We start from the raw sequence: 24941 nt of genomic DNA on the forward strand, positions 1-24941 counted from the left end.
CTGCGCAGTGAACCTACTTCAACAAATATTTGACTACTGCAACCGAGGTTGGGGAGTATGGAGCGACCGGTACGGACAGCGGTGTGGTCGGCGGGGCTCACAGCCCTGCTCGTCGCCGTCGTCCTGGGAAGCGCCGCGCTCGGACCGGTCCGTATCGCGCCACTCACGGTCGCCATGGCAATCCTGAACGCAGTCGCCGTCCCGTCGGGCCTCGAGATCGGAACCGGTACCCTTCCCGTTCTCGGCTGGTCCGTTCCGCTGCCCGGTCTCGAGTACGCGTCCGTTTTCTCGTTCGAGGTACCGGGAACATATCAGTTCATCGTCACGCAAATGCGATTACCGCGGATCGCGCTCGCGGCGACGGTCGGGTTCGCGCTCGCCGCCGCCGGGACGGTAATGCAGGGATTCTTTCGGAATCCGCTCGCCGATCCGTCGATAATCGGGGTTTCGACCGGTGGCGCGACCGGTGCGGTAGCGGCGATCGCGTTCCCCGGGCTGGTGCCGTTCGGCAGCGTCCACCTCGCCGCGTTCGGCGGTGCGCTTACCGCTGCAGTAGTCGTCTACGCGATCGCGACGGAGGGCGGACGGACACCGGTTGCCACGTTGTTACTCGCCGGGGTCGCAGTGCAGGCGTTTCTCGGTTCGGTGATCTCGTTTATGCTCATTCACAGCGGTGATGGCATCAACGAGGCCATCGTCTGGCTGATGGGGAGCTTACGAGACCGCGGCTGGAGCGACGTCGCGTTCGCCCTCCCGGTAACGCTTCTCGGGGTCCTCGTTCTGGGTGCCTACGCTCGCGAACTCAACGTGCTCTTGCTCGGCGAGGAGGACGCACACCACCTCGGCGTCGACGTCGAACGGACGAAGCTGTTCTTGCTCGCGCTGGCGAGTGTGGTCACCGCCGCCGGAGTCGCCGTCACCGGCGTTATCGGGTTCGTCGGACTCGTCGTCCCGCACATCATGCGACTGATCGTCGGCCCGGACCACCGCATCCTGTTCCCGACCAGCGCCCTCGCGGGCGCGTCGTTTCTGGTCGTGACCGACACGCTCGCGCGGTGGCCGGTCGGGCCGACCGAAGTCCCCGTCGGTATCGTCACCGCGGCGCTGGGAGCGCCGTTTTTCCTGTTCTTGCTCACCCGCCAGGAGGTGCACTCGGTATGAGACTGAGACTGCGTCGTCGAGTGAACGAGCCGGTCACCTCCCGCGGGGACCCCGAGCCGGCGACGATTTCGATCGACGACTGCACGCGGTCGTTCGGCGACCTCCCCGTCCTCGAGAACGTCTCACTGACGGTCGAACCGGGAACGTTCGTCGGTCTCGTCGGCCCCAACGGCGCGGGGAAGACGACCCTGCTGCGGGCGATCAGCGGGGCGATCGAGCCCGATTCGGGACGGGTGACGATCGATGGTGTTGACGTCCACGAGGTATCGTCGCAAGCCTCGAGCCGGCTCGTCTCCGTCGTCCCGCAGGACACGTCGCTGTCGTTTTCGTTCCCCGTGCGCGACGTCGTCGAAATGGGACGACATCCCCACCGCTCGCGATTCTCGCCGCCGACGGACGTGGATCGAGCGGCGGTCGAACGCGCGCTGGAGCGAACCCGGACGGCCGCGTTCGCCGACCGACCGATCGACGAGATCAGCGGTGGACAGCGCCAGCGGGTGGTCCTCGCGCGCGCGATGGCACAGGAGACCCCCGCGCTGTTGCTCGACGAGCCGACGGCCAGTCTCGATATCAGCCATCAGGTGGAAACGCTCGAGTTGGTCCGGGAACTGGTCGACGACGGACGAACGGTCGTGGCGGCGATTCACGACCTGGATCTGGCCGCGCGCTACTGCGATCGGCTCGTGCTGCTCGCGGACGGGTCGATCTGCCGGGACGGTGCGCCGTCGACCGTTTTGACCAGCGAAACGCTCGCCGACTCCTTCGATGCCAACGCGGTGGTCACGCCGAATCCGGTGACCGGTGGCGAAACGGTGACCGCGCTGGCGGACCCACGGGAGACCGAGGCGCTGCCGAATCGCGTCCACGTACTGGGGTCGGGTTCCGCTGCGGCCGGCGTCGTTGCCCGCCTCGAGGCGGCGGGTCCCGAGGTGACTCTCGGTCCGGTCTCGAGCGGCGACGCCGCGGCCGAAACCGCGCGCTCGCTCGAGATCGAGGCGATCGAAACGGAACCGTTCACCCGACTCTCCTCGGAGGACCGGACGGCCGCGGCGCGTTCCGTTCGCAAAGCGGATGTCACGGTGCTTGCGGACCTCGTCCTCGGTGCCGGCAATCAGACGATTCTCGACGCGCTCGAGGAGACCGACGCGCTGGTAGTGGTCGAGACGCGGCCGCTTTCCGAACGGAATTTCGCGGGGACGGCGGCCCGGACTCGCTACGGCGCGTGCCGAGAGCGGGCGATCGAATCGTCGCCCGAGACCGTTCTCACGGCTGTCACGGACGCGTTCGCGGACCGCGACCGGACACAGCCGTCTGCGTCGACCGATCCGTCGTCCGACTGACGGGCGACGGTGGCCCAACCAGTGAACTACCCCACCCTACCGCTCGCCTGACGGCTCGCGCTTGAGGGGAGGGCTTCCTGTTTCAACGACGTGCTTTGCATCCACAACCGAGGACACAGGGAGCGCAGTCTCCACAGGCGCTGATTCGGAGCGTCCCGTTCCTAACCGCTTCCTGATACCGCGAGAAAGAATGTTCCACGCCGCGTTCGCGTCCCTGTCCGCCTCGAACCCACACGACGGGCACGAGTGTTCGCGGACCCACAGCGGCTTGTCCGTCGAAACACCACAGGACGCACACTCTTTTGTCGTCCCTCTCGGGTTCACCGCGACGAAATGCGTTCCTTCGCGCTCGCACTTGTATTCGAGCATCCGCAGGAACGTCCCCCACGCCGCGCCTGCTCGATTCCGAGAGTTGCCCGGCAGTTCGACTACCCCCTTCGTGTCGAGGTCTTCGACCGCCACAAAGCCGTACTCTCTCGCGTAGTAGTTCGAGAATTTGTGAAGGAAGTCACGACGCTTTCGCTTGAGGTCGGCGTGACGCTCAGCCACGACCTTCCGCTGTTCCTCCCAATTCGCGGACCCGTGCTGTTTCCGCGAGAGGTCACGCTGTGCGCGTTCCAACCGCTCGCGTTCGTCGGACAGGTCGAGGGATTCGACGGCAATCCCGTCCGTATCGTGGGCGTACGAGAGAATCCCCACGTCGATACCAACGCACCGCTCGGGATTCTCGGGCTTCGCAGGCGGGTCGTCAGGGGTTTCGACGCCGAGGATAGCGTACCACTTGCCGGTGAGTTCCTGTTTGACCGTGACGGTTTTGATTTCGGCGTCGTCGGGGAGGTCACGGCCACGGGTCTGACGTCGACGGCGTCAGCCCGGGGGAACGAAACCGACGGCGATGCGGACGAATCTAACGGGCGCGATGACGGCGGGACGGATCGGCGGCCGATCATCCTCGCCGGTCGAACCGACGGCGTCCGGCGGTGCGATCGCCCGGCCTGCGTCCCGTGGGCCGGACTGGACGGTTTTTTACCCCTCCGCCACCGAGTCACCGGCAATGACGGAACACGATTACGAGGACCTCGGACTCGTCGCCGGGCTGGAGATCCACCAGCAACTCGATACGGCGACGAAACTGTTCTGCCAGTGTCCGACGACCCTCCGCGAACCCGAGGAGTCGACGCGTTCGTTTTCGCGATACCTCCATCCCACCCGAAGCGAACTCGGCGAACTCGACGACGCCGCCGTCGAGGAGAGCATGGTCGAGCGCGAGTTCGAGTACCTCGCCTACGACACGACCTGTCTCGTCGAGGAGGACGACGAGCCGCCCCACGAACTCGACGCCGAAGCCCTCGAGACCACGCTCGAGGTCGCTCAACTCATGGACATGCGCCCGGTCGATCAGGCCCACGTCATGCGCAAGATCGTCGTCGACGGGTCGAACACGTCGGGGTTCCAGCGATCGACTCTGATCGCGACGGATGGCGAGATCGAGACCAGCGACGGCCCGATCGGAATCGAGGATCTGCTGCTCGAGGAAGAAAGCGCCCAGCGCGTCGAAGAAACCGATGCCGGCGTCCGCTACAGTCTCGACCGGCTGGGAATCCCGCTGGTCGAGATCGGCACGGGCCCCGACATCTCGACGCCGGAACAAGCCCTCGAAGCGGCCGAACGAATCGGCATGTTGCTTCGGTCCACGGGCAAAGTCAAGCGCGGTCTCGGGACGATCCGCCAGGACGTCAACGTCTCCATCGCGGAGGGTGCCCGCGTCGAGATCAAGGGCGTCCAGAGCCTCGACGACATCGACGACATCGTCCGAAACGAGGTCGCTCGGCAGGTCGAACTCGTCGATATCCGGGACGAACTCGAAGACCGCGATGCGTCGGTCGACGAGATCGTGGACGTGTCCGACGTCTTCTCCGACACTGAGAGCGGGGTCATCGGTGGCGCACTCGGGTCGGGCGGCTCCGTGATGGCGGTTCGCCTCGCCGGCTTCGACGGACTCGTCGGCCGCGAGATCGCACCCGACCGACGGCTCGGGACCGAGTTCTCGGACCACGCGAAACGCCACGGCGCGGGCGGAATCTTCCACACCGACGAACTGCCGGCGTACGGAGTGACCGACGACGAGGTGGCCGCGTTGCGAGACGCCGTGGGGGCCACCGAGAACGACGCCGTCGCCATCGTTGCCGCCGAGACCGACGTCGCGAAAACGGCGATCGACGCCGTCGCAGCCCGCGCAGGGACCGCGCTCCAGGGCGTTCCGGAGGAAACCCGGGGCGCGAACGACGACGGCACGACTCGCTACCTGCGGCCGCTTCCAGGTGCGGCGCGAATGTACCCGGAGACGGACGTCCAGCCCGTCGAGCCGGATCCGAGCGAGGTTCGCGAACCGGAGTTGCTGACCGAGAAGGTCGAGCGCTATCAGGACGAGTACGACCTCGGTGCGGGACTCGCCGAGCAGGTCGCGTACGGCGAGTACATGCCCCTGTTCGAAGACGTCGTCGCCGACGGTATCGATCCGACGCTGGCTGCGACGACTCTCGAGTCGACGCTCACCGAACTTCGACGGGACGACGTCCCCGTCGAAAGGCTCTCCCGCGACCACCTCGAGGAGGTCTTCGGGATGGCCGACAGCGGCGACCTCGCGCGAGAGGGTGTGCCGGACCTGCTTCGAGCACTGGCGAACGATCCGACCCGTTCGGCCGAAGCGGCCGCCGAGGCCGCCGGCCTCGGTTCGGCGGGCGAGGACGAAGTCCGAGACGCCGTCGTCGAGGTCGTCGAACGAAACGAAGCGCAGGTCGAATCGGAGGGGATGCAGGCCTTTTCCGGGTTGATGGGCGAGTGTATGGGTGCCCTCCGCGGGAAGGCAGACGGCGACCTCGTGAGCGAACTCCTTCGCGAGGAGATTCAGAAGCGAAGCTGACCGCGTCCGGGTAGCGGATCAGTGCTCCCGACACGGCTCGAGTCAGCGCCGGAGCGTGCCGGCAGCGGCTTCGGACGCTCTGCTGGGGTGAGAGGGTCCCAATATCTGCGCCGTTGAAAACATTTATTCGTACACGCATTGCCCGATCACGTGACCAATGACTGAGACGCCAACTACCGAAACAGCGGCGCTTACAGCGGTCTGTCACGTGCGGGCACCGCTGCTGCTCGAGCCGGTCGACGAGCAAATCGAGACGCTCCAGGCCTGTGAGTCCGAAGGCGCGATCGACGAGCTACTCATTCGAAGCTGGCCGAAGGAAGTGACGCTCTCTGACGAAAGTCCCTACCAGGAGGTTCTCGACAACTACGAGCGGTTCCGGCAGTGGGCCGACGAGCGCGGCGTGACGGTTCGCCCGCCGTTTCGCGAGCGGACGACGACGTCACAGGTGACCGACACCACGAGGGAGCGCCTCGTCACGCCGCTGCTGTGTCTCGAGTTGTACGCCGACGAGGAACTGATCGGCGTGTTCCCTCACTCCACCGAGGCGACTGACGAGACGTACACGACGGACGATGCCATCGCGACGCTTCGAACCGGCGAGATACCGACGCCGCTCGCCACGGTCGAAGCCGACGGTTCACGGGGGTCGACCACGCCGAATACCTGCCCGGACTGTGGCGGATTGCTGATCGACGGTCAGGGGCTGCTCGCCTGCAGCGACTGCGGTTGGGTCGGCACCGTCAGCGCGCCCGGCCGGTACGAGTCCCAGCCGGACGGAGCCGACAGCGAACGGGAGGCTTCGCGGCCGAAATCCCGATAGACGGACCCCATCACCGCCTCACCCGTAATCGGAGGAGCGGTTGCCGGGTATCCCCGGCGGTCGCATCGTCGCGTCCCAGTTGTCGAGTGTGCTTGTTATTCACACTCTTCAATAACCGGTGTCGGTTCACCTCGGTGTCCATCGTCGCTGATTCACCAGTCTTCGCTCGAGGGACGCGATTCGACGGCACTCACTTCTCTTCGGGACGTTCGGTTGCTCGTCGGAGGAGACCCAGCAAGGTATTCGCCTCGCGTTCGGTCGGATCGGCCCTGCCGAATACCCGACGCACCATTCGCATCGTCTTCGCCCGTTTTTCGTCGGGATGGTTGATCTCCTCGAGCAGCGCGGCCCACTGGTCGTAGAGCCGGTCGAGAGTTTGCTCCGGTGCGCGGACACGCTCGAGGTCCGGTAACTGAGTGTCGTCGCCGAGAGCGAGTCTGCGGAGTTCGTAGAGCGTAATGGTGGCTGCCTGGCCGAGGTTCAGGACGGGGTACTCGGCGTTCGCTGGAATCGAACAGATTTCGTCGATCTGAGCGAGTTCGTCGTTCGTTAGCCCGACGCGTTCGCGACCGAAGACCAGCGCGGTGGGCCCCGCAACGGTCGGGAGCCGACCGGCCAGATCCGCCGGCGTCGTGTACGGAAATCGAACGTGACTGTTGTCGTCCTCGTTCGTCACCGCCGTACACCCGATCGTGTGATAGGAGTCGACCAGGTCGTCGAAGCTAAGCTCCGTCGCGTCGGGAAGGACATCTTCTCGGGCGTGGCCTGCAAACCCGTAGGCTTCGCCGTCCGGATCGATTTTCGGAGGATCGACGAGCAGGAGGTCCTCGAATCCGAAATTCTTCATCGCGCGGGCGATGGTCCCGACGTTACCAGGAGACTGCGCGTCCACGACTGCGACGGCGGGTGGCGTTCGAGCCGTTTCGTCGGACGGGGACGACTCGTCAGTCATCGCGGTCGTGGACTCGATCCGACGGGCCCGAACGGTGAATGCCCGACTGCGGTTCGGTTTCGGTTACGAGAGCCGTGCTGACCGTTCGATGAGACCCCGTGGTGACAGACGCGCTCATGTACTACTCGAAGATATAGACGGAAACGCAAAAAAGAGCGCGTTCGTCCGACGACCACCGCTCGAGCGTTTCGCTCTTCGTTCGTCCGTCTCTCGATCGTACTCGCACTGCGAGTACCTGCCGCAACTGTGTTCTCACGTCGGTCTCTCACCAGTTGGTATCTTTTCACGAGTTTGTGCTAGACTGGGAATCATACACAATATCTCGTTGATGGTTTTCATATACGATACCGGTTCATCATTCACAGGTTGTTGTACAGTTCTAGTAACTTTATACAGTTCTAGTAACTAGTGTAAGTGTAGTTTGGGTGTAGTATGAATATAGTGTGTGTATAGTGTAAGTGTGGTTTGAGTGTAGTGTGTGTATAGTGTGAGTGTAATGTGATACGTAGTGACGTGAATACGTTGTGACTAGAAATATGACCTGCTGTGGAACTCCGTGTACGGGGTTACCGTGTTCGTTTCCTATCCGTCCAACTGGATCCCGTGAGTCCAGTTACTGATTCTACACGAGAAGCGGCGCGTGACGACGAGGGATCACCAGGACACGGCTGTGGTCGTGAGCGTTACTGTCGATTCAGATCGGACGAGTCAGCCCTCGAACCAGGAATTGATCGACGTCTCGGCACCGATCGACTGGGTCGGAATCAGTGAGACACGGACACACCCCCGTCGCGTTTGTAACCGCTCTCACATGCGGGGGTTCTGTTACGCAACACACCAGTATCGCGGATGAAAAAGACCATCTTCTGTGCCGGAAATCGTCAAAAACCGGTGAATTCGTTCTACCGCTGCCCCGCTTTCACCGTTACAAACGCGACGGGGGTGTGTGTCCCGTCCACTGAGTACTCCCCAGCACGTCCGATCGGTTCGCGAAACCGATTTCGACGATTGCCGAGCAAACTGTCCCCGAATCGGAAACGAGCGTCGGCCTCCGGAACCGGGTGCAGGGTCCCTGTTTCTGGACCGGTTCGGTCGGGCGTTACATCCGCGATGGGGGTGTCCGTCCCTGTACGCGCCTTTCTCTGGCCTTAGAAGCGCGAGGGTGCCGGAAAGCGATTCGTACTGCAACGTGGCCGTCGTCGACAACTCGAGTCGCTCTGACGGCGTATTTACATCCGCGATCGATCTCCACAGCTTTATTTCAATCCGGTTGGAAGGACCTGGATACCGCAATGTCCGCCAACGACGAACGAGATCCTCTCTTTCGGTACGACGATCCGGTCTTCGCCGACGAGCGTCTGCTCGAGATCACGCACCTTCCGGGTCCGGATCGAATCGTCGGTCGTGACGAGCAGATGCAACGGGTTGCGGACGCCCTGAACCCGGCGATATTCGGGAGCGAGCCCAACCATCTGTTCATATTTGGCAAGACCGGCACCGGTAAATCGCTCATCTCGCGGTCGGTCACCCAGCGGGTGATCACCGAAGCCCAACACGACGACGTCACCGTGAAGTACGCCTTCATCGACTGTGGCGAACAGAACACGGAGGCGTCGATCGTCAAGACGATCGCCCAGATCGTCAACGAGTCCGAGACGAGCGGCGTCACCGTTCCCGACCGCGGCCTGGGCACGGGCGACTACTACAAGCGCCTCTGGCAGGCCGTCGATCACTGCACCGACGTCACTATCGTGATTCTCGACGAGATCGACATGCTCGAGGACGACGAGGTTCTGCGAAAGCTCTCTCGGGCCGGCGAAAATCGCCGTATCTCCGACTCGAGCATCGGTATCATCGGCATCTCGAACAAGATCGATTTCCCGGATCATCTCTCCGAGCGCGTCAAGTCGAGTCTGTCGCGGGACGAACTGGTCTTCTCTCCGTACGATGCGAACCAGCTCGTCGAAATTCTCGAAAAACGTCGCGACGCGTTCCACGACGGGGTGTTGTCCGCCGACGTCATCCCGCTGACCGCGGCGCTCGCGGCCCAGGAGCACGGCGACGCGCGGAAGGCGATCGACATCCTCCGAAACGCAGGTCGGATCGCCAAGAAGCGAAACGATACTCGAGTGACTGCGGATCACGTCCGAGATGCAAAGGAAAAGACGGAGGCCGACCGGTTCAACGAGTTGATCGAAGGGTCGCCCCAGCAGGCGAAGGCGATCCTCTACTCGCTGACGCTACTCACCGAAAATAGCACGGAGAAGGAATTTCCGACGAAAATCATCTACAATCAGTACAAGGAGGTCGCTCGCCAACTCGACTTCGACGTCCTCTCGGAGCGACGAGTACAGGAGATCCTCCAGGAACAGAACTTCCTCAACGTGATCCAGTCCGAGCGAGAGGGACGCGGCCGGGGCCGCGGCGCACACGCGAAACACCGCTTGCTGGAGAACCCGTCGATCGTCAAGAAAGTTCTCCTCCGTGACTCGCGGTTAGCGGTCCTGGAAAACGAGTAAGAGCGCTTCGCCGGAACCGCGGCGCCTTTTTGCCTCGCCTCCGCAGACGGGGTATGGACAGCGTCGACGCCGCCGGTCTGGGGATCGGAGACGACCACCCGCCCCGGATCATGGGCGTGTTGAACGTCAGCGAGGAGTCGCCCTACGATCCGAGCGTCTTCGACGACCCGGGTGAGGCGGCTCGCTACGTCGACGAGGAACTGATCGACGAAGGGGCCGACATCGTCGATATCGGCCTCGAATCGGCGAACAAGCGTTTCGACGTGCTCTCGGCATCGGACGAACTCAAGCGCTTGCACGTCGCGCTCGAAACGATCGAAAGCGTCTCCGGGGACGCGATCTTCTCGATCGAGACGCGCTATGCCGACGTGGCCGACGAAGCGCTCTCGCACGGGTTCGAGATGGTAAACGACATCTGCGGGTTCGCCGATCCCGAGATGCCGGCCGTCTGTGCGGACCACGACGTGGCGGTCGCGAAGATGGCGAGCCCGCCGGACCTGGAGCGGCCCGGGGCCGTCGAGGAAACGGACTGGTCGACACGGAAGTCACCGGAGTGGGCCAGGCGGTCGGATTTCGTCGATCAGGTCTACGAGGCGCTGAAGCAAAACGGAATGACCGACAAGACGATCCTCGATCCGGCCTTCGGAGGCTGGAGCGACGCTCAGACGCTCGAGGACGACCGCGAAACGTTCCGGCGCCTTCGTGAGTTTCGCGCCCTCGGACGGCCGCTGCTGGTCTCGATCAACCGGAAGAACTTCCTCGGCGAAATCGCAGACCGCGAGACGGACGAACGGTTGCCGGTCAGCCTCGCAGCGACGTCGATGGCCGTCGAGCGTGGCGCGCACGTGATCCGAACGCACGACGTGGCCGAAACGCGAGATGCCGCACTGATCGGATCGACGTTTACAGACCGCACGAGCGCGACCGCGGACGGCCTCACGCTCTCGCAGTTGGACGTCCATTCGACGCGTGAACTCCGGTCCCAGCTCCGGGAACGCGGTATCGATCCCGCGTTTGCGGACGATTTGTGGACGCAATTGTTCGAAATCGAGGGCCTCGATCCCGACTCGAGCGGGCGTTTGCTGTCGATCGCGGCCGACCACGGAGCGGTCGGCGAGCGCGTGACGGACGGCCGATTCCTTCTCGCCGGTTCGACGACCTCTATTTTAGATATTTCAGACCGTCTGACGGACGAATCGGGGCGTCTCGATCGTCTCGGTCGTGAGCTGTCAGGGGTGCTGCGTTAAGAGAAAGCTTATGCCGGATGCTTAGAAATGAGGGAGTGGACGCCGGGCGGCCTCCCGGGTAGGGGTACTTCGGAGGCGACCCCCGGCCCACAACACGGAATTATTGTGGTCCAACACGAACAGCGACGACTGAAGTCTGCGTCCCGAGAATCGATGTCTGCGGGCCGTTCTTCGAGAGTTCCCGACAGGTGACCGCCCGTCGTGGAACCCGTCGCCGGACGACTGAGTACGGAATCCGGAGACCCGTCGACGGACGACCGATTACGAAATCTGGAGACCTGCGTTCACAAAACGGGTGGTGGATCGGTAACCGGTGATTTCGATATCGATGTCCACGTCTTCGAGTCGACACGCTCGCGTCGACACAGAACACACAAACGGGTCGCGCGACGAGTACCGACACCGAGCATGGAATTCGACGAGTGGGAACCCGTTTACAACGCGATTCTCGAGGACTTCGGGTACGACCGAACCGGCGACGAACGGGGCCGGGACCGCCTCGATTCGATTCTGAACGCGTCGTTCGATCCGGCGGGGCTATCGCCCCTTCGCGACGCGACCGTCGCCGTTGCAGGTGCCGGGCCGTCGCTCGAGACCGATGCGGACCTCGAACGAGCGCGCGATGCCGACGTTGTCGTCGGGGCCTCGAGCGCCGTCGATACCCTCACAGCCCACGGAATCGACGTCGAGTGTATGGTGACGGACCTCGATAAAAATCCGGAAACGGTCGAACGGCTCACCCTCGACGGCGTTCCGGTCGCGATTCACGGACACGGTGACAATCTCGAGGCGATCCGTGACGTCGTCCCGAACTGCGCTCACGAGTACGTCCTGCCGACGACGCAGGCCGAACCGCGCGGCCGAGTCCGGAACTTCGGCGGCTTCACGGACGGCGATCGTGCGGCGTTTCTCGCGGACGACGTCGGCGCCGCCGAACTCGTCTTCGTGGGCTGGGACTTCGACGATTCGACGGTCGACTCCGCGAAGGCCCGGAAGCTCGAGTGGGCGGAACGGTTACTCTACTGGCTCGAAACCCGCCGCGAGCAGCGTTTCGACGTACTGGATGGACGACGGTCGGAGATCGAGACCGGCGACCTGCCAGCCCAATTCTCGTAAGCGTGTCTCCGGGTCTCGAAAGCGCATCCCGGTGACCGTCGCCAGAGCGCCGATCGCAGGTGTTCCCGGTCAGATTCGGTATTCGACGACATCGCTCGCACCACAGGCTGGACACGCAACGGGCCTCGACTCGAGAGTCGTCCCACATCGGCGGCACTCTTCGATGACCGTGCCGTCGTCACGCCCCCCGACGATCGCCTCGAGCGCTTTCCGTAGCGTCGAACGCGCTGTGCCGGTCGTTCTCTCCTGACCCCTCATGACCGTTCAGTTGCGAATATCACAATTCGTTATTCTCACGTTATCGTGAACGACGCGACGGCAGCGTGAGAGCCGATACTCGATTTCCGTGGTAAGACCCCCCCTAGACACTCGATTCCTTCGTGCGATTTATCGGACCGGGCGTTGCGATTCGTATCGAACGGGCTCCGCTGTCGTTCGTTCGATACGCCCCTCTCTCTCGAGCGCCCGAAGGTGTGCCGCCGCCTCACCGGCACCGAACTTGACGTGGATCCCCTCGAGTTCACCGAACAGGGAACGCGCGACCTCCCAGGGTGTCGACGGTTCGCGGGCCTGGAGGGCGGCGAGCACTCGTCGGGAACGGTGACGATGGTGATCGAGAATTTCGCGTATTCGACCCGCCTCCACGGCGGTTCCGTGCCCGGGACGGAGTCGTTCCGACCGGTTCGCGAGTCGCTCGAGCGTCGCGCGAAACGCCGTGAGCGGATCGCGGGCGGCCCGCGTGTCGTCGTGGGCGAGCGTCGCCGGCGAGGCGCACCGCTCGAACTGGAGGGTTCGGGTATCACTGCCCCCCACGTTCGGGGTCGTCGTAGGTAACACGGCGTCGCCGACGAGCAGGAATCCCTCGCCGGCGAAGGCGGTGTGGCCGAGCGTGTGGCCCGGTGTGGCGATCACCTCGAGCCCCGAGACTCGATCACCGTCAGTGAGCCGTTCGACGGGCGTTTCGTCGGCCATCGCGGACATCGAGTCGTCGTCGATGACCCGCCCGACTGCGGATTTCGGAACGCCCAGTCCTCGCATCACCGCACGGTCTCGCTCGAGACGTCGCTCGCGTGCGACGGCGTACTCGCCGACCAGTGGCGCGTCCCCGGCGCCCATCGCGAGTCGCGCGTCCGCTTCCTCGGCGAGCCGGGGGGCGAGGCCGGCGTGATCGACGTGCCAGTGGGTGACGAGGACGTACTCGAGATCGCGACGGTCGACGCCGGCGCGGTCGAGCCCCTCGTGTAACTGTCGCCAGGCGCGGTCGGTCGGTGGGCCGGGATCGACGACGGCGCGAGAGCCGACGAGGTACGCGCTGTTGGACCCCTCCGGCCCGTCTCCTCCGATATCGATTCGCGTCACGGACTCGGCGGTCATCGGACACGACTCGTACTCGACTTCCCTTATGCTCCACGTTCGGTTCCGATCTCGGGTGGCCCCTCACGAAGCGGGTCCGGTCGTCCCGTCGGATTGGTAATAACAGTTGAGATGAACAGGTCACCACGATACGATGTGGATCAACGAATCATCGTTACAACGCCGTTTCTCGTCTATCTGGCGCTCTGTGGGTTGTTCGGGCTCGCCCTCTCGACGGTCGACGCCCCGCTCGACCAGGGTCAGCCGGCGTTTATCGCCATCGTCGGACTCGTCGGCCCGACGATCGCGATCGGTCTGATCTGGGCGCGAAATTACGCGTACGGACCGCCGGTGTTGGTCTCGACGATGCTCTCGAACGCCTGGTTCGTCACGTATTTCTTTTTCGTTCACGACAACCCGGCGAACGTGTTCGCGGTATCGGGCGACGGCGCGACCGCGTATCTGACGGCGACGCTCGGTGTGGTCGTCGGGTCGCTGTTCACCGCCGGCATCGGGTGCTGGCTGTGGTACTGCGAAAGCAGCGGGTTCCGCTCGGCCGTCGACCGACTCGCCGGATCGTCCGACGCGCAACACTGACGCACAGACGGTGGCTTCGGGACCTACAGTCTTTCGGTACTCGAGCACGCACGTAGACTGTGATCGTTCACTGGCACCGTCGGGATCTCCGCACGCTCGACAACCGCGGACTCGAACGCGCCGGAGCGACCGACGAGCCGATCGTCCCGTTGTACGTCCTCGATCCGACCGTTCTCGAATACGCGTCGCCGGTCCGAGTCGCGTGTTTGCTCGAGTCCCTCGCGGCGCTTCGGAAGCGCTACCGAGAACTCGGGACCGATCTCGTGGTCGTCGAGGGGGAGGCGAGCGGAGCGGTTCCGCGGGTCGCGGCCGAGTACGACGCCTCGACCGTCGTCTGGAACGAAGACTACAGCGGGCTCGCACGGGACCGGGACCGGGCGGTGCGCGCCGCGCTCGCGGACGACGCCGTCGCGTGCGAGTCGGTTCACGACGCGATCCTCCACGAACCGGGGTCGATTACGCCGAATCAGGGCGCCCACTACTCGGTGTTCTCGTACTTCTGGAAGAAGTGGCGCGACCGGGACAAACGAGAGCCGGTCGAGCAACCCGACGCGAAGGAGTTCGCCAGTCTAACAGGTGAGCCGCTTCCATCGCTCTCGGATCTCGGATTCGACGACCCCGAGGCGGCCCCCCCGCCGGTGACGATGTCGGCAGCGCGTGAGCGGGTCGCAGATTTCTGCTCGGGGCCGATCTACCGGTACGCTGAGACGCGCGACTATCCGGCCGAACGCGGGACCTCGCGGCTTTCACCGCACCTCAAATGGGGAACGATCGGCCCGCGGGAGCTGTACGCGGCGACCGAGCGTGCCGCCGACGAAGCGGATACCGACGGGGAGCGTGAGAGCGTCCGCGAGTTCCAGCGCCAACTCGCCTGGCGGGAGTTCTACGCGCACGTCCTCGCGTTCAACCCGGAGACCGTCTCCGAAAACTTCAGCGGATACACGAACCCCATCGAATGGGAGGACGATCCGGACGCGCTCGAGGCGTGGAGGAACGGCGAAACGGGGTATCCGATCGTCGACGCGGGGATGCGACAGCTCAGGGCCGAGGGGTGGATGCACAATCGCGTGCGGATGCTCGTCGCATCGTTTCTGACCAAAGACCTCCTGCTCGACTGGCGGGAGGGATACCAGTGGTTCAGGCGCATGCTCGCGGATCACGATACCGCTAACGACGTCGGTGGCTGGCAGTGGGCCGCATCGACCGGCACCGATGCACAGCCCTACTTCCGCGTATTCAATCCGCTGACACAGGGACGCGAGTACGACCCCGATGCCGAATACGTCCGCGACTACGTTCCCGAACTCGCCGACGCTTCGACCGAAGAAATCCACGGCTGGCACGACCTCGAGCCCGGGGAGCGAGAGCGGATCGCCCCCGCGTACCCGGCTCCCATCGTCGAGCACGCCGTTCGCCGGGAGCGAGCCATCGAACTGTTCGAGCACGCGCGCGGAGAGTCGTCGGAGTAGCGGTGCTCCGAACGGGGACCTGGTGTACACATCCGACGTATCGCCCGTGTGCACGACTCCGGACCCGAAACCGACAGCGCGCGAATACTGGAGTATCGGGCCGAGAGGACGGTGATTTCTCCCGTTACTCAGAATAATATATTTGCCACCACCCTTATCCGCTGGACTGTCCTAGGCGCTAGTATGTCCCCTCCGGACAACCTGTCGTCGCCCAGTAGTGCGGTTCCTCCGTCTCAGGCAATCGTCGAAGCGATCGCCGCACACGAGGGCGTCGACGTGACCGAAATCGAGCCCCCTGCGTACGACCCGCTGTACACGGTCGTCAATCCGGAGGCGCTCGATGAACTGTTCGCCCCCACCGCCGATTCGGCCAGCGACGTGGTGGTAACACTCGAGTACGAGGGATACACGGTCGTCGTTCGCGCCGGAAGCGAAGTCGAAGTCAGGGAGCAATCCTCGGACGACTCGGTCAATCACCCGATCGAAGAGTAGTCGTCAGCCGCCCCGCACGACCCGCCCTCGGATGCTGGCTCGCTCCGCCGAGAGAGATTCGTTCGACTCACTCCGCCCAGTAGGCTTCGCCGGGTTGGGTTTCGAATATCGCCCGCTCGAGGACGTCGATCGCTTTCTCGAGGCCTTCCCGCGAACTGGTCAGTGAATCTTCGTGCTCGATGCTCAAAGCGCCGTCGTAGTCCACCATTCTGAGCGTCGAGACGATGTCCTTCCAGTGGGATTCGCCGTGGCCGTAGCCGACGGACCGGAAGAGCCACGACCGATTCGGCTCGTCGTGATAGGACGTCGTATCCAGAACCCCTTTCTCGCGGGCCTGCGCGTCGTAAATCATGGTATCTTTGGCGTGGACGTGATGGATCGCGTCCCGTTCGCCGAGGTATCGGATCGCGTCGGTGATGGTGATCCCCTGCCAGTAGAGGTGGGACGGGTCGAAGTTCGCCCCGATCCGATCCCCGGTCTCCTCGCGCAATCGCGCCATCCCGTGGGGCTCGTAGACCAGCATATTCGGGTGCATTTCGATCGCGACGTCGACCTCGTGATCGTCCGCGTAGTCGGCGAGTTCGTCCCAGTAGTCGATCGCTCGCTCCCATTGATACTCGAGGGCGTCGCTGTGTTCGGGCGGCCAGGGTGCCGTGATCCAGTTTGGAACCTCGTCGTCCGGACCCCCGGCCGGGAGGCCGGAGAAACAGGTGACGGTACCGACCTCGAGCTGGGCGGCGAGCCGGATCGCCTCGCGGAGTTCGGTGTCGGATCGCGTCGCACGCTCCTCGTCGGGGTGAATCGGGTTGTTGTGGGTCGCGAGCGCGCTAATTCGCATGTCGTACTCGTCGAGTAGATCCGAGAGTTCGGCCTGTTGGCTCTCGTCGTCGAGATACGCGGACCGCGTCAGATGGTCCTGTCCCGGATGGCCGCCGACCCCCGGTTCTATCGTATCGACACCCTGCTCGTGGAGATACGGCAGCGCGCCCTCGAGCGGTTCGTCAGCGAGCGGTGGGGTGTGAACGCCGAGTTCCATAGCGGAGTCGACGACAGCCGGAAAAATAAAACGGGGGCTGGCGAGGGTCGATCAGCCGCTGATCGTCAGCACGCCGTCGTTGACGGTGACGTCACTCGCGTCCGCGGGGACGTCGAACTCCAAATGCGTTTCGTCGGCGGTGACGATCGCCGTTCCGCCGACGATGTCGACCGACGGCTTCCCGCTGATCGGGCCGAAATCGACGACGATGACGGTTTCGTCTTCGTACTCTCGAGTGCTGATAGTGATGTCGTCTTGTTCTCCCGCGACCGCTTCCAGTTCGGGTGGCGTTTCCATAATCACTAGTACGCGGTCCTGGTTCGTAACAGTCGTGCACGAACCTGCGCGTCCGGACGTCACCAGTCCACACGATCGGCCGGGCGACCGGTTGCTGTGGTGACCGCCCCCGAGCACCGTCCCAGACCGTCCCCACGGCACTCTTTGTCAGTCGATCGGCGTTCGATCGTCGATCGTGATCGTGTGCCCTTGTTCGCTCGATTCGTAGATGGCTTCGATAACCGATTGAACGGTGAGTGCTTCGTCGACGGTGCCGCCGCCGTCTCGGGTACCCAATATCTGATCGAAAAACGACCGCTGTTCGTCCGAATGGGTGTCGTTGTGGCGCGTTTCGATGGTCGTGTCTTCGAGGTGGTCGGCACCGGCTTTGCTCGCGGAGTAGACGGAGAGATCTCCCTCGAGGAGGTCGAACCGGGCCGCTGCGTCGGTCCCCCGGGCGACGAACTCGTGGGTAGCCGGCCGGTTCGTCGCCCACGCGACCTCGAGGGAAATCGTTCGGTTTCCCGAACAGCGGATGAACGCGGTAGCGGAGTCGTCGACGTCGAATCCCTCCGGTCCCGCGTCGTCGGCCCACATGTCGAGGTACGCGTACTCCTCGCGCTCGCCGAATTCGCTGCGAGCGACGCCGTTTACCTCCTCTACGGTGGGATAGTCGAGCAGATACAGCGCGAGATCGATAGCGTGGACCCCGAGATCGATGAGCGCGCCGCCGCCGGCGATGCTTCTGCGGGTGAACCACGACCCCCGTCCCGGGATCCCTCGCCGACGGACGTAGTTCGCCTCGATGTGGGAGACGTCACCGAGGGCGCCTCGATCGATCCGATCTTTGACGATTCGCACCGTATTCGCGAATCGATTGTTGAACCCCACCATCGCGATCCCGTCCGACTCCGCTGCCGCGTCGGCGATCCGCTGTGCGCTCTCGATCGAATGTCCCAGCGGCTTCTCGAGCAAGACGTGGAGGTCGCTCTCGAACGCGTCGATGGCATACGCCTCGTGATATTTGTTCGGCGTCGTGATGATGACGGCGTCGATGGTATCGTATAGCTCGTCGTGGTCGTCGTAGACGTCGACGTCGTATCGTCGGGCAAATCGCGTTCTCGCCTCGGCGGCGACGTCCATTCCACCGGCGAGCGTCACGCCGAGTTCGACGAGTCGCTCGGCGTGATACTGTCCGATGTTGCCGAGGCCGACGATGCCGGTTTTAATATCGGATCGGGAATCTATCATCTGTGTGTTAGTATGGGGGGACCCAGCGTTCGGCTCGTTTCGGCCCAATACACCCACAACCGCTATATTGAATAGTTCGACTCGAGCACCTTTGGTCCGTCGCCAAACCGAGGAACTCGTCGAAACGAGGAAAAGATGGCCGGCGAGACTCGAGATCGGTGGGTTCGTGGACCGACATCGCGATTTAGCTGTCCGCCTCGGTCGGGGTCGTCCCCGACTCTCGTTCCGACAGATCGGTGATACCGTGAGCGAGCGCGTCGCCAGTGGCCGTCTCGAAGAGGTGAATCTTCGACCGATCGAGGACCACCTCGATGTCCTGATTCGCCTCGATATCCGTATCGGGGCTGACGCTCATCAATAGCTGGTTGGGACTCGAAGTGGAATCACGCCCCATCGATCCGCCCGCGGCCTCGGAGAGCAGCAGGTAGACGAATACCTCGTCGCCCATGGGCTCGAGAACGTCGGTTCTGGCGTCGATCGGGTCGGTGGTCGATGCGAGCGATTCGGCGTCTCTGGCCATGTGGACGTCTTCCGGCCTGATCCCGAGCGTGGCTGCGTCGCCGACGGTCACGCCGGGAACGACGTTCGGATCGAAATCGACGGCGAAGTTGTCCGTCTCGAGGCCGCCGTCCGAGAGTTCACCGTCGACGAAGTTCATCGAGGGAGAGCCGATGAATCCGGCGACGAACAGGTTCGAAGGCTCGTTGTAACAGACCAGTGGCGGCGCGAGCTGCTGGAGCCGTCCCTCGTTCAGGACCGCGATGCGATTGGACATCGTCATCGCTTCGGCCTGATCGTGCGTGACGTAGATGATCGTCGTGTCCAGTTCCCGATGGAGCCGCTGGAGTTCCGTTCGCATGTGAACGCGCAACTTCGCGTCCAGGTTCGCCAGCGGTTCGTCCATCAGGAAGACGTCCGGGTTGCGAACGATCGCCCGCGCGATCGCCACCCGTTGTTGTTGGCCGCCGGACAACTCGTCCGGCATTCGCTCGAGCATCCCCTCGAGCTGGACGACCTCGGCGGCTTGCTCGACGCGTCTGCGGACCTCCTCGTCGTCGTATTTCCGGAGACGAAGCCCGAAGGAAATGTTCTCGTAGACGTCCATGTGCGGGAACAACGCGATGTTCTGGAACACCATCGCGACGCCCCGATCTTTCGGTGCCAGGTTCGTCACGTCGTCCTCGCCGATGTACACCCGCCCCTCGGTCGGCTGTGTGAGCCCGGCGACGGTCTCCATCGTCGTCGACTTCCCACAGCCGGACGGGCCGACGAAGGTGACGAATTCGCCGTCTTCTATCTCCATGCTCACGTCGTCGACCGCGGTAACCGATTCGTAGCGTTTCGTGATGTTCTCGAGTCGTACTCGTGCCATTGTGTTACTCTTTGAGTGCGCCCGCGGTGAGCCCGCTGACGATCTTTTCTTGTGCGATGACCACGAGAATCGCGACGGGGATCACCCCGAGGATGCTCGCTGCTGCCATGAGGTTGTACAACACCTGGTACTGTCCCTGATAGGCGAGGATGCCGTCGAGTATCGGCGCCCAGTTTTCGGGCTGACCGTCCGTCATCAGGAACGAAAAGAAGAACTCGTTGTAGACGGCGATGAAGGTCAACACGCCCGCAGTCGCGACCCCAGGCGCCGACAGCGGAATGATGACTCGGAACAGCGCGCCCAGTCGAGTCGTTCCCTCGACGCGAGCCGCGTCCTCGAGACCGTCGGGAATCTGGGCGTAGAACGTCGTCAGGATGAAGATCGCGAGCGGCATGAAAATTGCCGACAGCGGCGTCACGAGGGCGAAGGGCGTGTTGTAGAGGGTTCCGTCACCGGTAATCGGTCTGAGGATCGCAAAGTGGGTGTTGAACAGATCGTTCAAGGGAATGAAAAAGGCGGCCGGCGGGAAAAAGGAGATGACGAGCACGAGCAGCATCAGCGGCGTTCGGCCGGGGAACTCGAGGCGGCCGAAGGCGTAGCCGGCCAGGCTGGCGATGACCAGGACGACGATGGTCGATCCGAGCGCGATCACGAAACTGTTGAACATGTAGATGTGGAAGGGAATGACCTGAAACACCTCGACGAACGCGCCGGGGTTGAAGCCGTTCGGCGTGAAGACGATGTCCTGAAGCTGGCCTTCCGGCGTGAGCGCGACCATGAGAAGCCAGTAAAACGGGAACAGCGTGGTAAACAGGAAGAAGATCGCGGCGACGTAAAACAGCGCTCGGTAGACTCGACCGGGGTCGGAGATGGAGTCGGAAACCCACTGTTGAAACGGGCCGCGATCGAGTTCGGCTTCGCGTTCGTTCGTGAGGACGGCACCCCCGTCGGACTGGATTTCGCTTGGCTGTCCCAGCGCGCCCGCCGTTTCGTCTGTCGGTTCGGTGTGGTCGTCGGTTGTCTCTCGTCGGTTTGCCATCATGTAACACCTCCTTCGGTATCGCGGAAGAGAACGAGGTAGACCGCGATGATCAGGCCGATTACGAGCGCCGTCGAAAATGCGACCGCGGCGGCCGTGGCGTAAATGCGCGTCCCCCCGAACATCGCTTCGACGACGAGACACGTCAGCGAGGGGACCGTCGTACAGCCGGCGGTCGACTCGATCAGTCCGAAGACGCGCATCGCGTCCATCGTCCGGAACAGCATCGCGACCAGCAGCGCCGGCATCACCAGCGGGAGCGTGATCAGTTTGAATCGCTGCCACGGTGTGGCCCCCGCGACGCGCGCGACGTCGTACAGGCTCCGATCGACGCTCTGGAGTCCCGCGAGGATCAGGAGGGCCATGAACGCCGACGACTTCCAGATATCGGCCACGAGGATGATGATGAACGCGTCCTGGCTGTTGGCGAGCGGCGTCGAACTAAAGAGGCCCAGACTCTGCATGAGGTCCGATCCGAACCCGACCGTCGGCTGGAACAGCAGGAAGAAGATCATCCCCTGGATGACGATCGGCACCGCCCACGGGAGGATGATCGCGACGCGAACCCACCGACGGCCGGTAAATTCCTGATCGAGGACGTACGCCTGTCCGAATCCGATAACGGTCTCCAGGGTCACGCTGATGACCGCGAACGCGAGCGTGACGAATAACGCCTGCTGGAAGAACGGGGTGCCCAGTTCGACGAAGGGAAACGACGACGAGAGCGAGACGTCGAGAAACTGCCTGGCCAGTCGCGCGTTCCCGGTCACGATATCGATGTAATTCTCGAGGCCGACGAACACGCCCAGCGGGTCCATTCCGCGTGTCTGATTGGCGCGAAGCGACATGAGGAACGTCCGGATCATCGGGTAGAACGCTATCAGCGTCAGCAACGCGAACGCGGGCAACAACAGCAGATACGCGTACGCCGCTTCGCTCAGGTTTTCCATCCAGTTGACGACGGCGTTCCCGGTCCGCTCGTGCTCCCGGCCGCGACCTGTTTCGCCGCCGATCACCGTCCCGCCGTCGGTCGTCGCCTCGTCAGATTCAGTTGCCATTCGTTTGCACCTCCGATTCGCTCTGTTCGAGTTCCTGCTCGAGGTCGTTCATCGCGGCTTCGGGAGCCTGTGCGCCCCGATAGGCCGCGTTGACCGCCTGGAAGATCAGTGCGGACTGTTCGGGCCAGAGATCCGTCGCCGGACGCGGGATCGCGTTCTCGCTCGCCGATTGGACGACGTCGGCGTACCGAGCGACGGGACCGACGTCGCTCGGATCGGCCTCCGCGACCAGATCGAGGTTCGGCGGGAGGAAGCCACCGAGTTCGAACACCGTGAGCATCACGTCCTCGTTAGCGAACGCCTCGAGGACCTGCAGCGCTTCCTCCTGGCGATTCGAAAACGGACTGACGGCGAGGTTCCAGCCGCCGAGTGCCGCAGCGGTGCCACCGGCGTCCGCGTACTCGGCTTCTTGCCGAGTGACTGCGTACGGCCTCGTCATCACGCCGAGGTTCTCACCGAACGCCGCTTCCGTTCCGGTCGCTGCGATCGCGTACGACCAGTTTCGGTTCGAGACCGCGTTCCCGCCGGCAAAGGGGTTGAGCGACTGCTGTTCCGTCCACTGGACGATGGCCGACGGGCAGATCTGCGCGTAGCCCTCGAGGGTGTTTTGCTCTTCTCCCTCGATGAACGAGCGCATCATCCGAATCGCGTCGATAATTCGGTCACCGTCGACGGTGATCGGTCGATCACCGGCGGTAAAGAGGTTGTTCGCGCCGCCGAAGTACGCGCCACCCCACGACGTCATCACCTCGTTGAACGTACAGCACGACAGCCCCTCGTAGGCGGCCGCTTGCGTGGTGAACCCGTAATCGAGGCCGGCCTGGTCTCTCGCGTCGCTGACCGCTTCCGCGAACTCCTTCCACCGAGGCGGGTCCGTTCCCCAGCCGCTCGTGTCGTAGCCAGCGTCCTCGATCAGGTCCTTTCGATAGAGGGTGAATCCGAGGTCCGGAAACAGCGGCAGCGCGTGGAGATTCCCGGTCTGTGGATGTCGAGCCGTCTCGAGGATTGCCTCGAGATAATTGCCGTTGACGTACTCGAGGACGTCGTCCGGAAAGCGATCGGTCAGATTGACGGTCTGTTCGCGCAGAATGAACGGGACCGTCCACCCGCTATCCATCATGTGGATGTCTGGTGGGGCGCGACCGGCCTGCAGCGCCGACTGAGCCGTCTGCATCCGCTGTGCGGAATTGCTGACGACGGTCTGGACCTCGACGCGAATGTCCTCGTCGAGGCCGGCATCCCACAGCGCCTGCTGAATCGAGGGGCTGTCGCCGTCACTGTGCATGATCCCGGCGATGTCTGAGGCGGCGGTCATCACCACCGTTCCCGGTTTGCGGCCCCGGCTCAAGCAACCGGCGACCGCAACGGCCCCGCCCGCGGCGGAGACTGATGCGGTCTTCAGGAACGACCGGCGCCCGAGGCGCGGACGATCGTTTCGACCGGCTGTATCGCGACCCATGACCAATGATCGGTCCACGTTATGGAACTTAATTGTTGGTAATAAATAGCATAATAAAGGCTGAAAGTCGTGATTTCGAACGAGTTACGACGTGCCTGTCGATCGGCCCCCGAAACGACTCACCCCCCGCTCGAACGCGAGTACATCGTCGCCGACGAGCAATCGGCTATTGACAGACGAGGGGTGGCAGCTGCCGGCAAACGACCGATGAGACGGGGGAAAGAACTAGACCGGCGCATCGCGCCGTTCGGAACCGCACTGGCCGACCGGTATCGACCGCAATGACGTTCGGAACCGCACTGGCCGACCGGTATCGACCGCAATGACGTCCGGAGATCAGTCGTCCTCGAGCGTAGGCGGCCTGTTCCGTCCGATGTGGATCTCGTGAGCCTCGACGTCCTCGAGGGCCGCGACCCGACCGCCAACGGAAACTTCGTCGTCGTCCGTTTCGATCGTGAGGCTTGCGACCTCTTCGCTGATTTCGAAGGAGATGTCCCGGATTCGTCCCCGGACGACGCGCTGGCCTCCGATTTCGACGTCTCTCCCCTCGATCGTCGCATAGAACTCGCCGCCTTCGTCGATGAGATCCTTTACGCACCGGCGGATGGAGGCGTATTTCCGGGGATAGGAGCGAGCGGTATCGTCTTCGCCGAGCGTTCGTTCGGCGGTCGTCCAGAGAACGGTACCGAAAAAGCCGGAGATGAGAAAGCCCAACGCTGACCGGTTGAAGATGACGCCGTACCGGTCCTGATCGTCACGCAACGCATCCTGGGTCGCGTACACCGAGTAGTTGCCGTCGGCGACGGCGAGAACGGGCGTCGTGATCCCACGTCGGGCACGTGCGGTGGATGCAACCTCGCCGTAGTCGAACTCCGACGGGTCCGGCGCTTCGGTGCCGGGCGTCACGATCAGGTCGATGCTCACGCCGGATTCGACGGCCGCGCGCAACTCCGCCTCGAATCGAGTCAGTAGGTCGGGCGTAAGCGACAGCGCGAGCTCGAACTCCGCACCGTCGATGACCTCCTCGAGGTAGCGAAGGATCGTCGATCGAGACTTGACCAGGGAGACGGCTTCCGTATCGCGTGCAGGGGCGGTGTAGCGTGCCTCGAGTTCCTGGATCATCTGTTCGAAGGAGGTCTGGACGTCGTCGAAGGACTCGGCGGGATCGATCGCCACGACCTTCATCGGGCGAGATTCCCGGAGTTCGACCAGACCCCGATCGCTCAGGCTCCGAACGGTGTCGTACACGCGGGGCTGGGGAATTTCCGTCCGGTCAGCGATCTCACTGGCCGTGAGTTGGCCCTGTTCTAATACGGTGAGATAGGCGTCGATCTCGTATTCGCCGAGATTGAACCGATCCCCGACGCGCTCGACGGTCGAGCGAAGTTCGTCTGGTGCCATGCCCGACGCTACGGTCCCACAGGCTAAATGATTTATTATATACCGAGTAGCATCTATTTA

20 protein-coding genes and 1 pseudogene are annotated in these 24941 nt (G+C 63.4%); 10 read left to right on the forward strand and 11 right to left on the reverse strand.

What is annotated here, in order from left to right; translation table 11 throughout:
* Positions 1-57: 57 nt before the first annotated feature.
* Together btuC and NJT13_RS00955 are read left to right on the forward strand one after the other, a co-directional pair.
* Positions 58-1161, forward strand: coding sequence for a vitamin B12 ABC transporter permease BtuC (btuC, locus tag NJT13_RS00950; protein ID WP_254523631.1), 1104 nt, complete (start codon positions 58-60; stop codon positions 1159-1161).
* On the forward strand, positions 1158-2501 hold the full coding sequence (locus tag NJT13_RS00955) for an ATP-binding cassette domain-containing protein (RefSeq protein ID WP_254523632.1): 1344 nt from the start codon (positions 1158-1160) through the stop codon (positions 2499-2501). Before btuC ends, NJT13_RS00955 begins: the two co-directional genes overlap by 4 nt.
* A gap of 36 nt (positions 2502-2537) precedes the next feature.
* On the opposite strand, the pseudogene NJT13_RS00960 reads toward NJT13_RS00955, so the two are convergent.
* Positions 2538-3344 (reverse strand): annotated as a pseudogene (locus tag NJT13_RS00960) (RNA-guided endonuclease InsQ/TnpB family protein); the annotation flags it as partial.
* Positions 3345-3555: 211 nt separating this feature from the next.
* Between NJT13_RS00960 and gatE the strand changes: the two are divergent.
* Together gatE and NJT13_RS00970 are read left to right on the forward strand one after the other, a co-directional pair.
* Positions 3556-5424, forward strand: coding sequence for a Glu-tRNA(Gln) amidotransferase subunit GatE (gene gatE, locus NJT13_RS00965; protein WP_254523633.1), 1869 nt, complete (start codon positions 3556-3558; stop codon positions 5422-5424).
* A 157-nt stretch (positions 5425-5581) separates the two neighbouring features.
* Positions 5582-6244, forward strand: coding sequence for an HTH domain-containing protein (locus tag NJT13_RS00970; protein WP_254523634.1), 663 nt, complete (start codon positions 5582-5584; stop codon positions 6242-6244).
* Between the two features lie 190 nt (positions 6245-6434).
* Here NJT13_RS00970 and NJT13_RS00975 read toward each other — a convergent pair whose 3' ends face one another.
* Entirely contained in the window at positions 6435-7196 is a 762-nt protein-coding gene (locus tag NJT13_RS00975; protein WP_254523635.1) for an RNA methyltransferase, read from the reverse strand.
* A 1292-nt stretch (positions 7197-8488) separates the two neighbouring features.
* Here NJT13_RS00975 and NJT13_RS00980 point away from each other — a divergent pair.
* The 3 genes from NJT13_RS00980 (at position 8489) to NJT13_RS00990 (ending at position 12078) form a co-directional block, all read left to right on the forward strand.
* Complete coding sequence (locus tag NJT13_RS00980) at positions 8489-9715, forward strand: Cdc6/Cdc18 family protein (protein WP_254523636.1); 1227 nt, start codon at positions 8489-8491, stop codon at positions 9713-9715.
* A 53-nt stretch (positions 9716-9768) separates the two neighbouring features.
* Positions 9769-10962 (forward strand): dihydropteroate synthase, encoded by a 1194-nt coding sequence (gene folP, locus NJT13_RS00985; protein ID WP_254523637.1) that lies wholly within the window; start codon positions 9769-9771, stop codon positions 10960-10962.
* A 408-nt stretch (positions 10963-11370) separates the two neighbouring features.
* On the forward strand, positions 11371-12078 hold the full coding sequence (locus tag NJT13_RS00990; protein ID WP_254523638.1) for a 6-hydroxymethylpterin diphosphokinase MptE-like protein: 708 nt from the start codon (positions 11371-11373) through the stop codon (positions 12076-12078).
* A 387-nt stretch (positions 12079-12465) separates the two neighbouring features.
* Here the strand turns inward: NJT13_RS00990 and NJT13_RS01000 are convergent, their stop codons facing one another.
* Complete coding sequence (locus NJT13_RS01000; protein ID WP_254523640.1) at positions 12466-13452, reverse strand: MBL fold metallo-hydrolase; 987 nt, start codon at positions 13450-13452, stop codon at positions 12466-12468.
* A gap of 135 nt (positions 13453-13587) precedes the next feature.
* Between NJT13_RS01000 and NJT13_RS01005 the strand changes: the two genes are divergently transcribed.
* The 3 genes from NJT13_RS01005 to NJT13_RS01015 all read left to right on the forward strand — a co-directional run bounded on the left by NJT13_RS01005 (position 13588) and on the right by NJT13_RS01015 (position 15989).
* A complete protein-coding gene (locus NJT13_RS01005) occupies positions 13588-14028 on the forward strand; it encodes a hypothetical protein (protein ID WP_254523641.1) in 441 nt (146 codons plus the stop codon).
* 59 nt (positions 14029-14087) lie between these two features.
* Positions 14088-15497 (forward strand): cryptochrome/photolyase family protein, encoded by a 1410-nt coding sequence (locus NJT13_RS01010; RefSeq protein ID WP_254523642.1) that lies wholly within the window; start codon positions 14088-14090, stop codon positions 15495-15497.
* Between the two features lie 183 nt (positions 15498-15680).
* Positions 15681-15989, forward strand: coding sequence for a HalOD1 output domain-containing protein (locus NJT13_RS01015; RefSeq protein WP_254523643.1), 309 nt, complete (start codon positions 15681-15683; stop codon positions 15987-15989).
* 67 nt (positions 15990-16056) lie between these two features.
* Here NJT13_RS01015 and NJT13_RS01020 read toward each other — a convergent pair whose 3' ends face one another.
* From NJT13_RS01020 to trmB, 8 genes are all read right to left on the reverse strand, one after another.
* Positions 16057-17025: a sugar phosphate isomerase/epimerase family protein gene (locus NJT13_RS01020; RefSeq protein ID WP_254523644.1), complete on the reverse strand. Its 969-nt coding sequence runs from the start codon at positions 17023-17025 to the stop codon at positions 16057-16059.
* Positions 17026-17076: 51 nt separating this feature from the next.
* Positions 17077-17322, reverse strand: coding sequence for a DUF7127 family protein (locus NJT13_RS01025; RefSeq protein ID WP_254523645.1), 246 nt, complete (start codon positions 17320-17322; stop codon positions 17077-17079).
* Between the two features lie 147 nt (positions 17323-17469).
* Positions 17470-18552 carry a Gfo/Idh/MocA family protein gene (locus tag NJT13_RS01030; protein ID WP_254523646.1) on the reverse strand — a complete coding sequence of 361 codons (1083 nt, stop codon included), beginning with the start codon at positions 18550-18552 and terminating at the stop codon, positions 17470-17472.
* 184 nt (positions 18553-18736) lie between these two features.
* Positions 18737-19924: an ABC transporter ATP-binding protein gene (locus NJT13_RS01035; RefSeq protein ID WP_254523647.1), complete on the reverse strand. Its 1188-nt coding sequence runs from the start codon at positions 19922-19924 to the stop codon at positions 18737-18739.
* A 4-nt stretch (positions 19925-19928) separates the two neighbouring features.
* Positions 19929-20963 (reverse strand): carbohydrate ABC transporter permease, encoded by a 1035-nt coding sequence (locus NJT13_RS01040; RefSeq protein ID WP_254525357.1) that lies wholly within the window; start codon positions 20961-20963, stop codon positions 19929-19931.
* Entirely contained in the window at positions 20963-22021 is a 1059-nt protein-coding gene (locus tag NJT13_RS01045; RefSeq protein ID WP_254523648.1) for a carbohydrate ABC transporter permease, read from the reverse strand. Before NJT13_RS01045 ends, NJT13_RS01040 begins: the two co-directional genes overlap by 1 nt.
* Positions 22011-23480, reverse strand: coding sequence for an extracellular solute-binding protein (locus NJT13_RS01050; protein WP_254523649.1), 1470 nt, complete (start codon positions 23478-23480; stop codon positions 22011-22013). The genes NJT13_RS01045 and NJT13_RS01050 overlap by 11 nt, the downstream gene beginning before the upstream one ends.
* Before the next feature lie 336 nt (positions 23481-23816).
* Positions 23817-24881 carry an HTH-type sugar sensing transcriptional regulator TrmB gene (gene trmB, locus NJT13_RS01055; RefSeq protein ID WP_254523650.1) on the reverse strand — a complete coding sequence of 355 codons (1065 nt, stop codon included), beginning with the start codon at positions 24879-24881 and terminating at the stop codon, positions 23817-23819.
* Between the last annotated feature and the right edge of the window lie 60 nt (positions 24882-24941).

Source organism: Natrinema caseinilyticum, assembly GCF_024227435.1.
Taxonomy (GTDB): Archaea; Halobacteriota; Halobacteria; order Halobacteriales; family Natrialbaceae; genus Natrinema; species Natrinema caseinilyticum.

Bases quoted from the DNA above. Each gene is read 5' to 3' on its own strand.
- NJT13_RS00975 (WP_254523635.1), bottom strand. From the start codon at position 7,196: ATGACTGACGAGTCGTCCCCGTCCGACGAAACGGCTCGAACGCCACCC.
- NJT13_RS01040 (WP_254525357.1), bottom strand. From the start codon at position 20,963: ATGGCAAACCGACGAGAGACAACCGACGACCACACCGAACCGACAGAC.
- NJT13_RS01045 (WP_254523648.1), bottom strand. From the start codon at position 22,021: ATGGCAACTGAATCTGACGAGGCGACGACCGACGGCGGGACGGTGATC.
- NJT13_RS00955 (WP_254523632.1), top strand. From the start codon at position 1,158: ATGAGACTGAGACTGCGTCGTCGAGTGAACGAGCCGGTCACCTCCCGC.
- NJT13_RS01050 (WP_254523649.1), bottom strand. From the start codon at position 23,480: ATGGGTCGCGATACAGCCGGTCGAAACGATCGTCCGCGCCTCGGGCGC.
- NJT13_RS00990 (WP_254523638.1), top strand. From the start codon at position 11,371: ATGGAATTCGACGAGTGGGAACCCGTTTACAACGCGATTCTCGAGGAC.
- NJT13_RS01015 (WP_254523643.1), top strand. From the start codon at position 15,681: ATGTCCCCTCCGGACAACCTGTCGTCGCCCAGTAGTGCGGTTCCTCCG.
- NJT13_RS01025 (WP_254523645.1), bottom strand. From the start codon at position 17,322: ATGGAAACGCCACCCGAACTGGAAGCGGTCGCGGGAGAACAAGACGAC.
- gatE (WP_254523633.1), top strand. From the start codon at position 3,556: ATGACGGAACACGATTACGAGGACCTCGGACTCGTCGCCGGGCTGGAG.
- NJT13_RS00980 (WP_254523636.1), top strand. From the start codon at position 8,489: ATGTCCGCCAACGACGAACGAGATCCTCTCTTTCGGTACGACGATCCG.
- btuC (WP_254523631.1), top strand. From the start codon at position 58: ATGGAGCGACCGGTACGGACAGCGGTGTGGTCGGCGGGGCTCACAGCC.
- NJT13_RS01000 (WP_254523640.1), bottom strand. From the start codon at position 13,452: ATGACCGCCGAGTCCGTGACGCGAATCGATATCGGAGGAGACGGGCCG.
- NJT13_RS01030 (WP_254523646.1), bottom strand. From the start codon at position 18,552: ATGATAGATTCCCGATCCGATATTAAAACCGGCATCGTCGGCCTCGGC.
- NJT13_RS01035 (WP_254523647.1), bottom strand. From the start codon at position 19,924: ATGGCACGAGTACGACTCGAGAACATCACGAAACGCTACGAATCGGTT.
- NJT13_RS01020 (WP_254523644.1), bottom strand. From the start codon at position 17,025: ATGGAACTCGGCGTTCACACCCCACCGCTCGCTGACGAACCGCTCGAG.
- trmB (WP_254523650.1), bottom strand. From the start codon at position 24,881: ATGGCACCAGACGAACTTCGCTCGACCGTCGAGCGCGTCGGGGATCGG.
- folP (WP_254523637.1), top strand. From the start codon at position 9,769: ATGGACAGCGTCGACGCCGCCGGTCTGGGGATCGGAGACGACCACCCG.
- NJT13_RS00970 (WP_254523634.1), top strand. From the start codon at position 5,582: ATGACTGAGACGCCAACTACCGAAACAGCGGCGCTTACAGCGGTCTGT.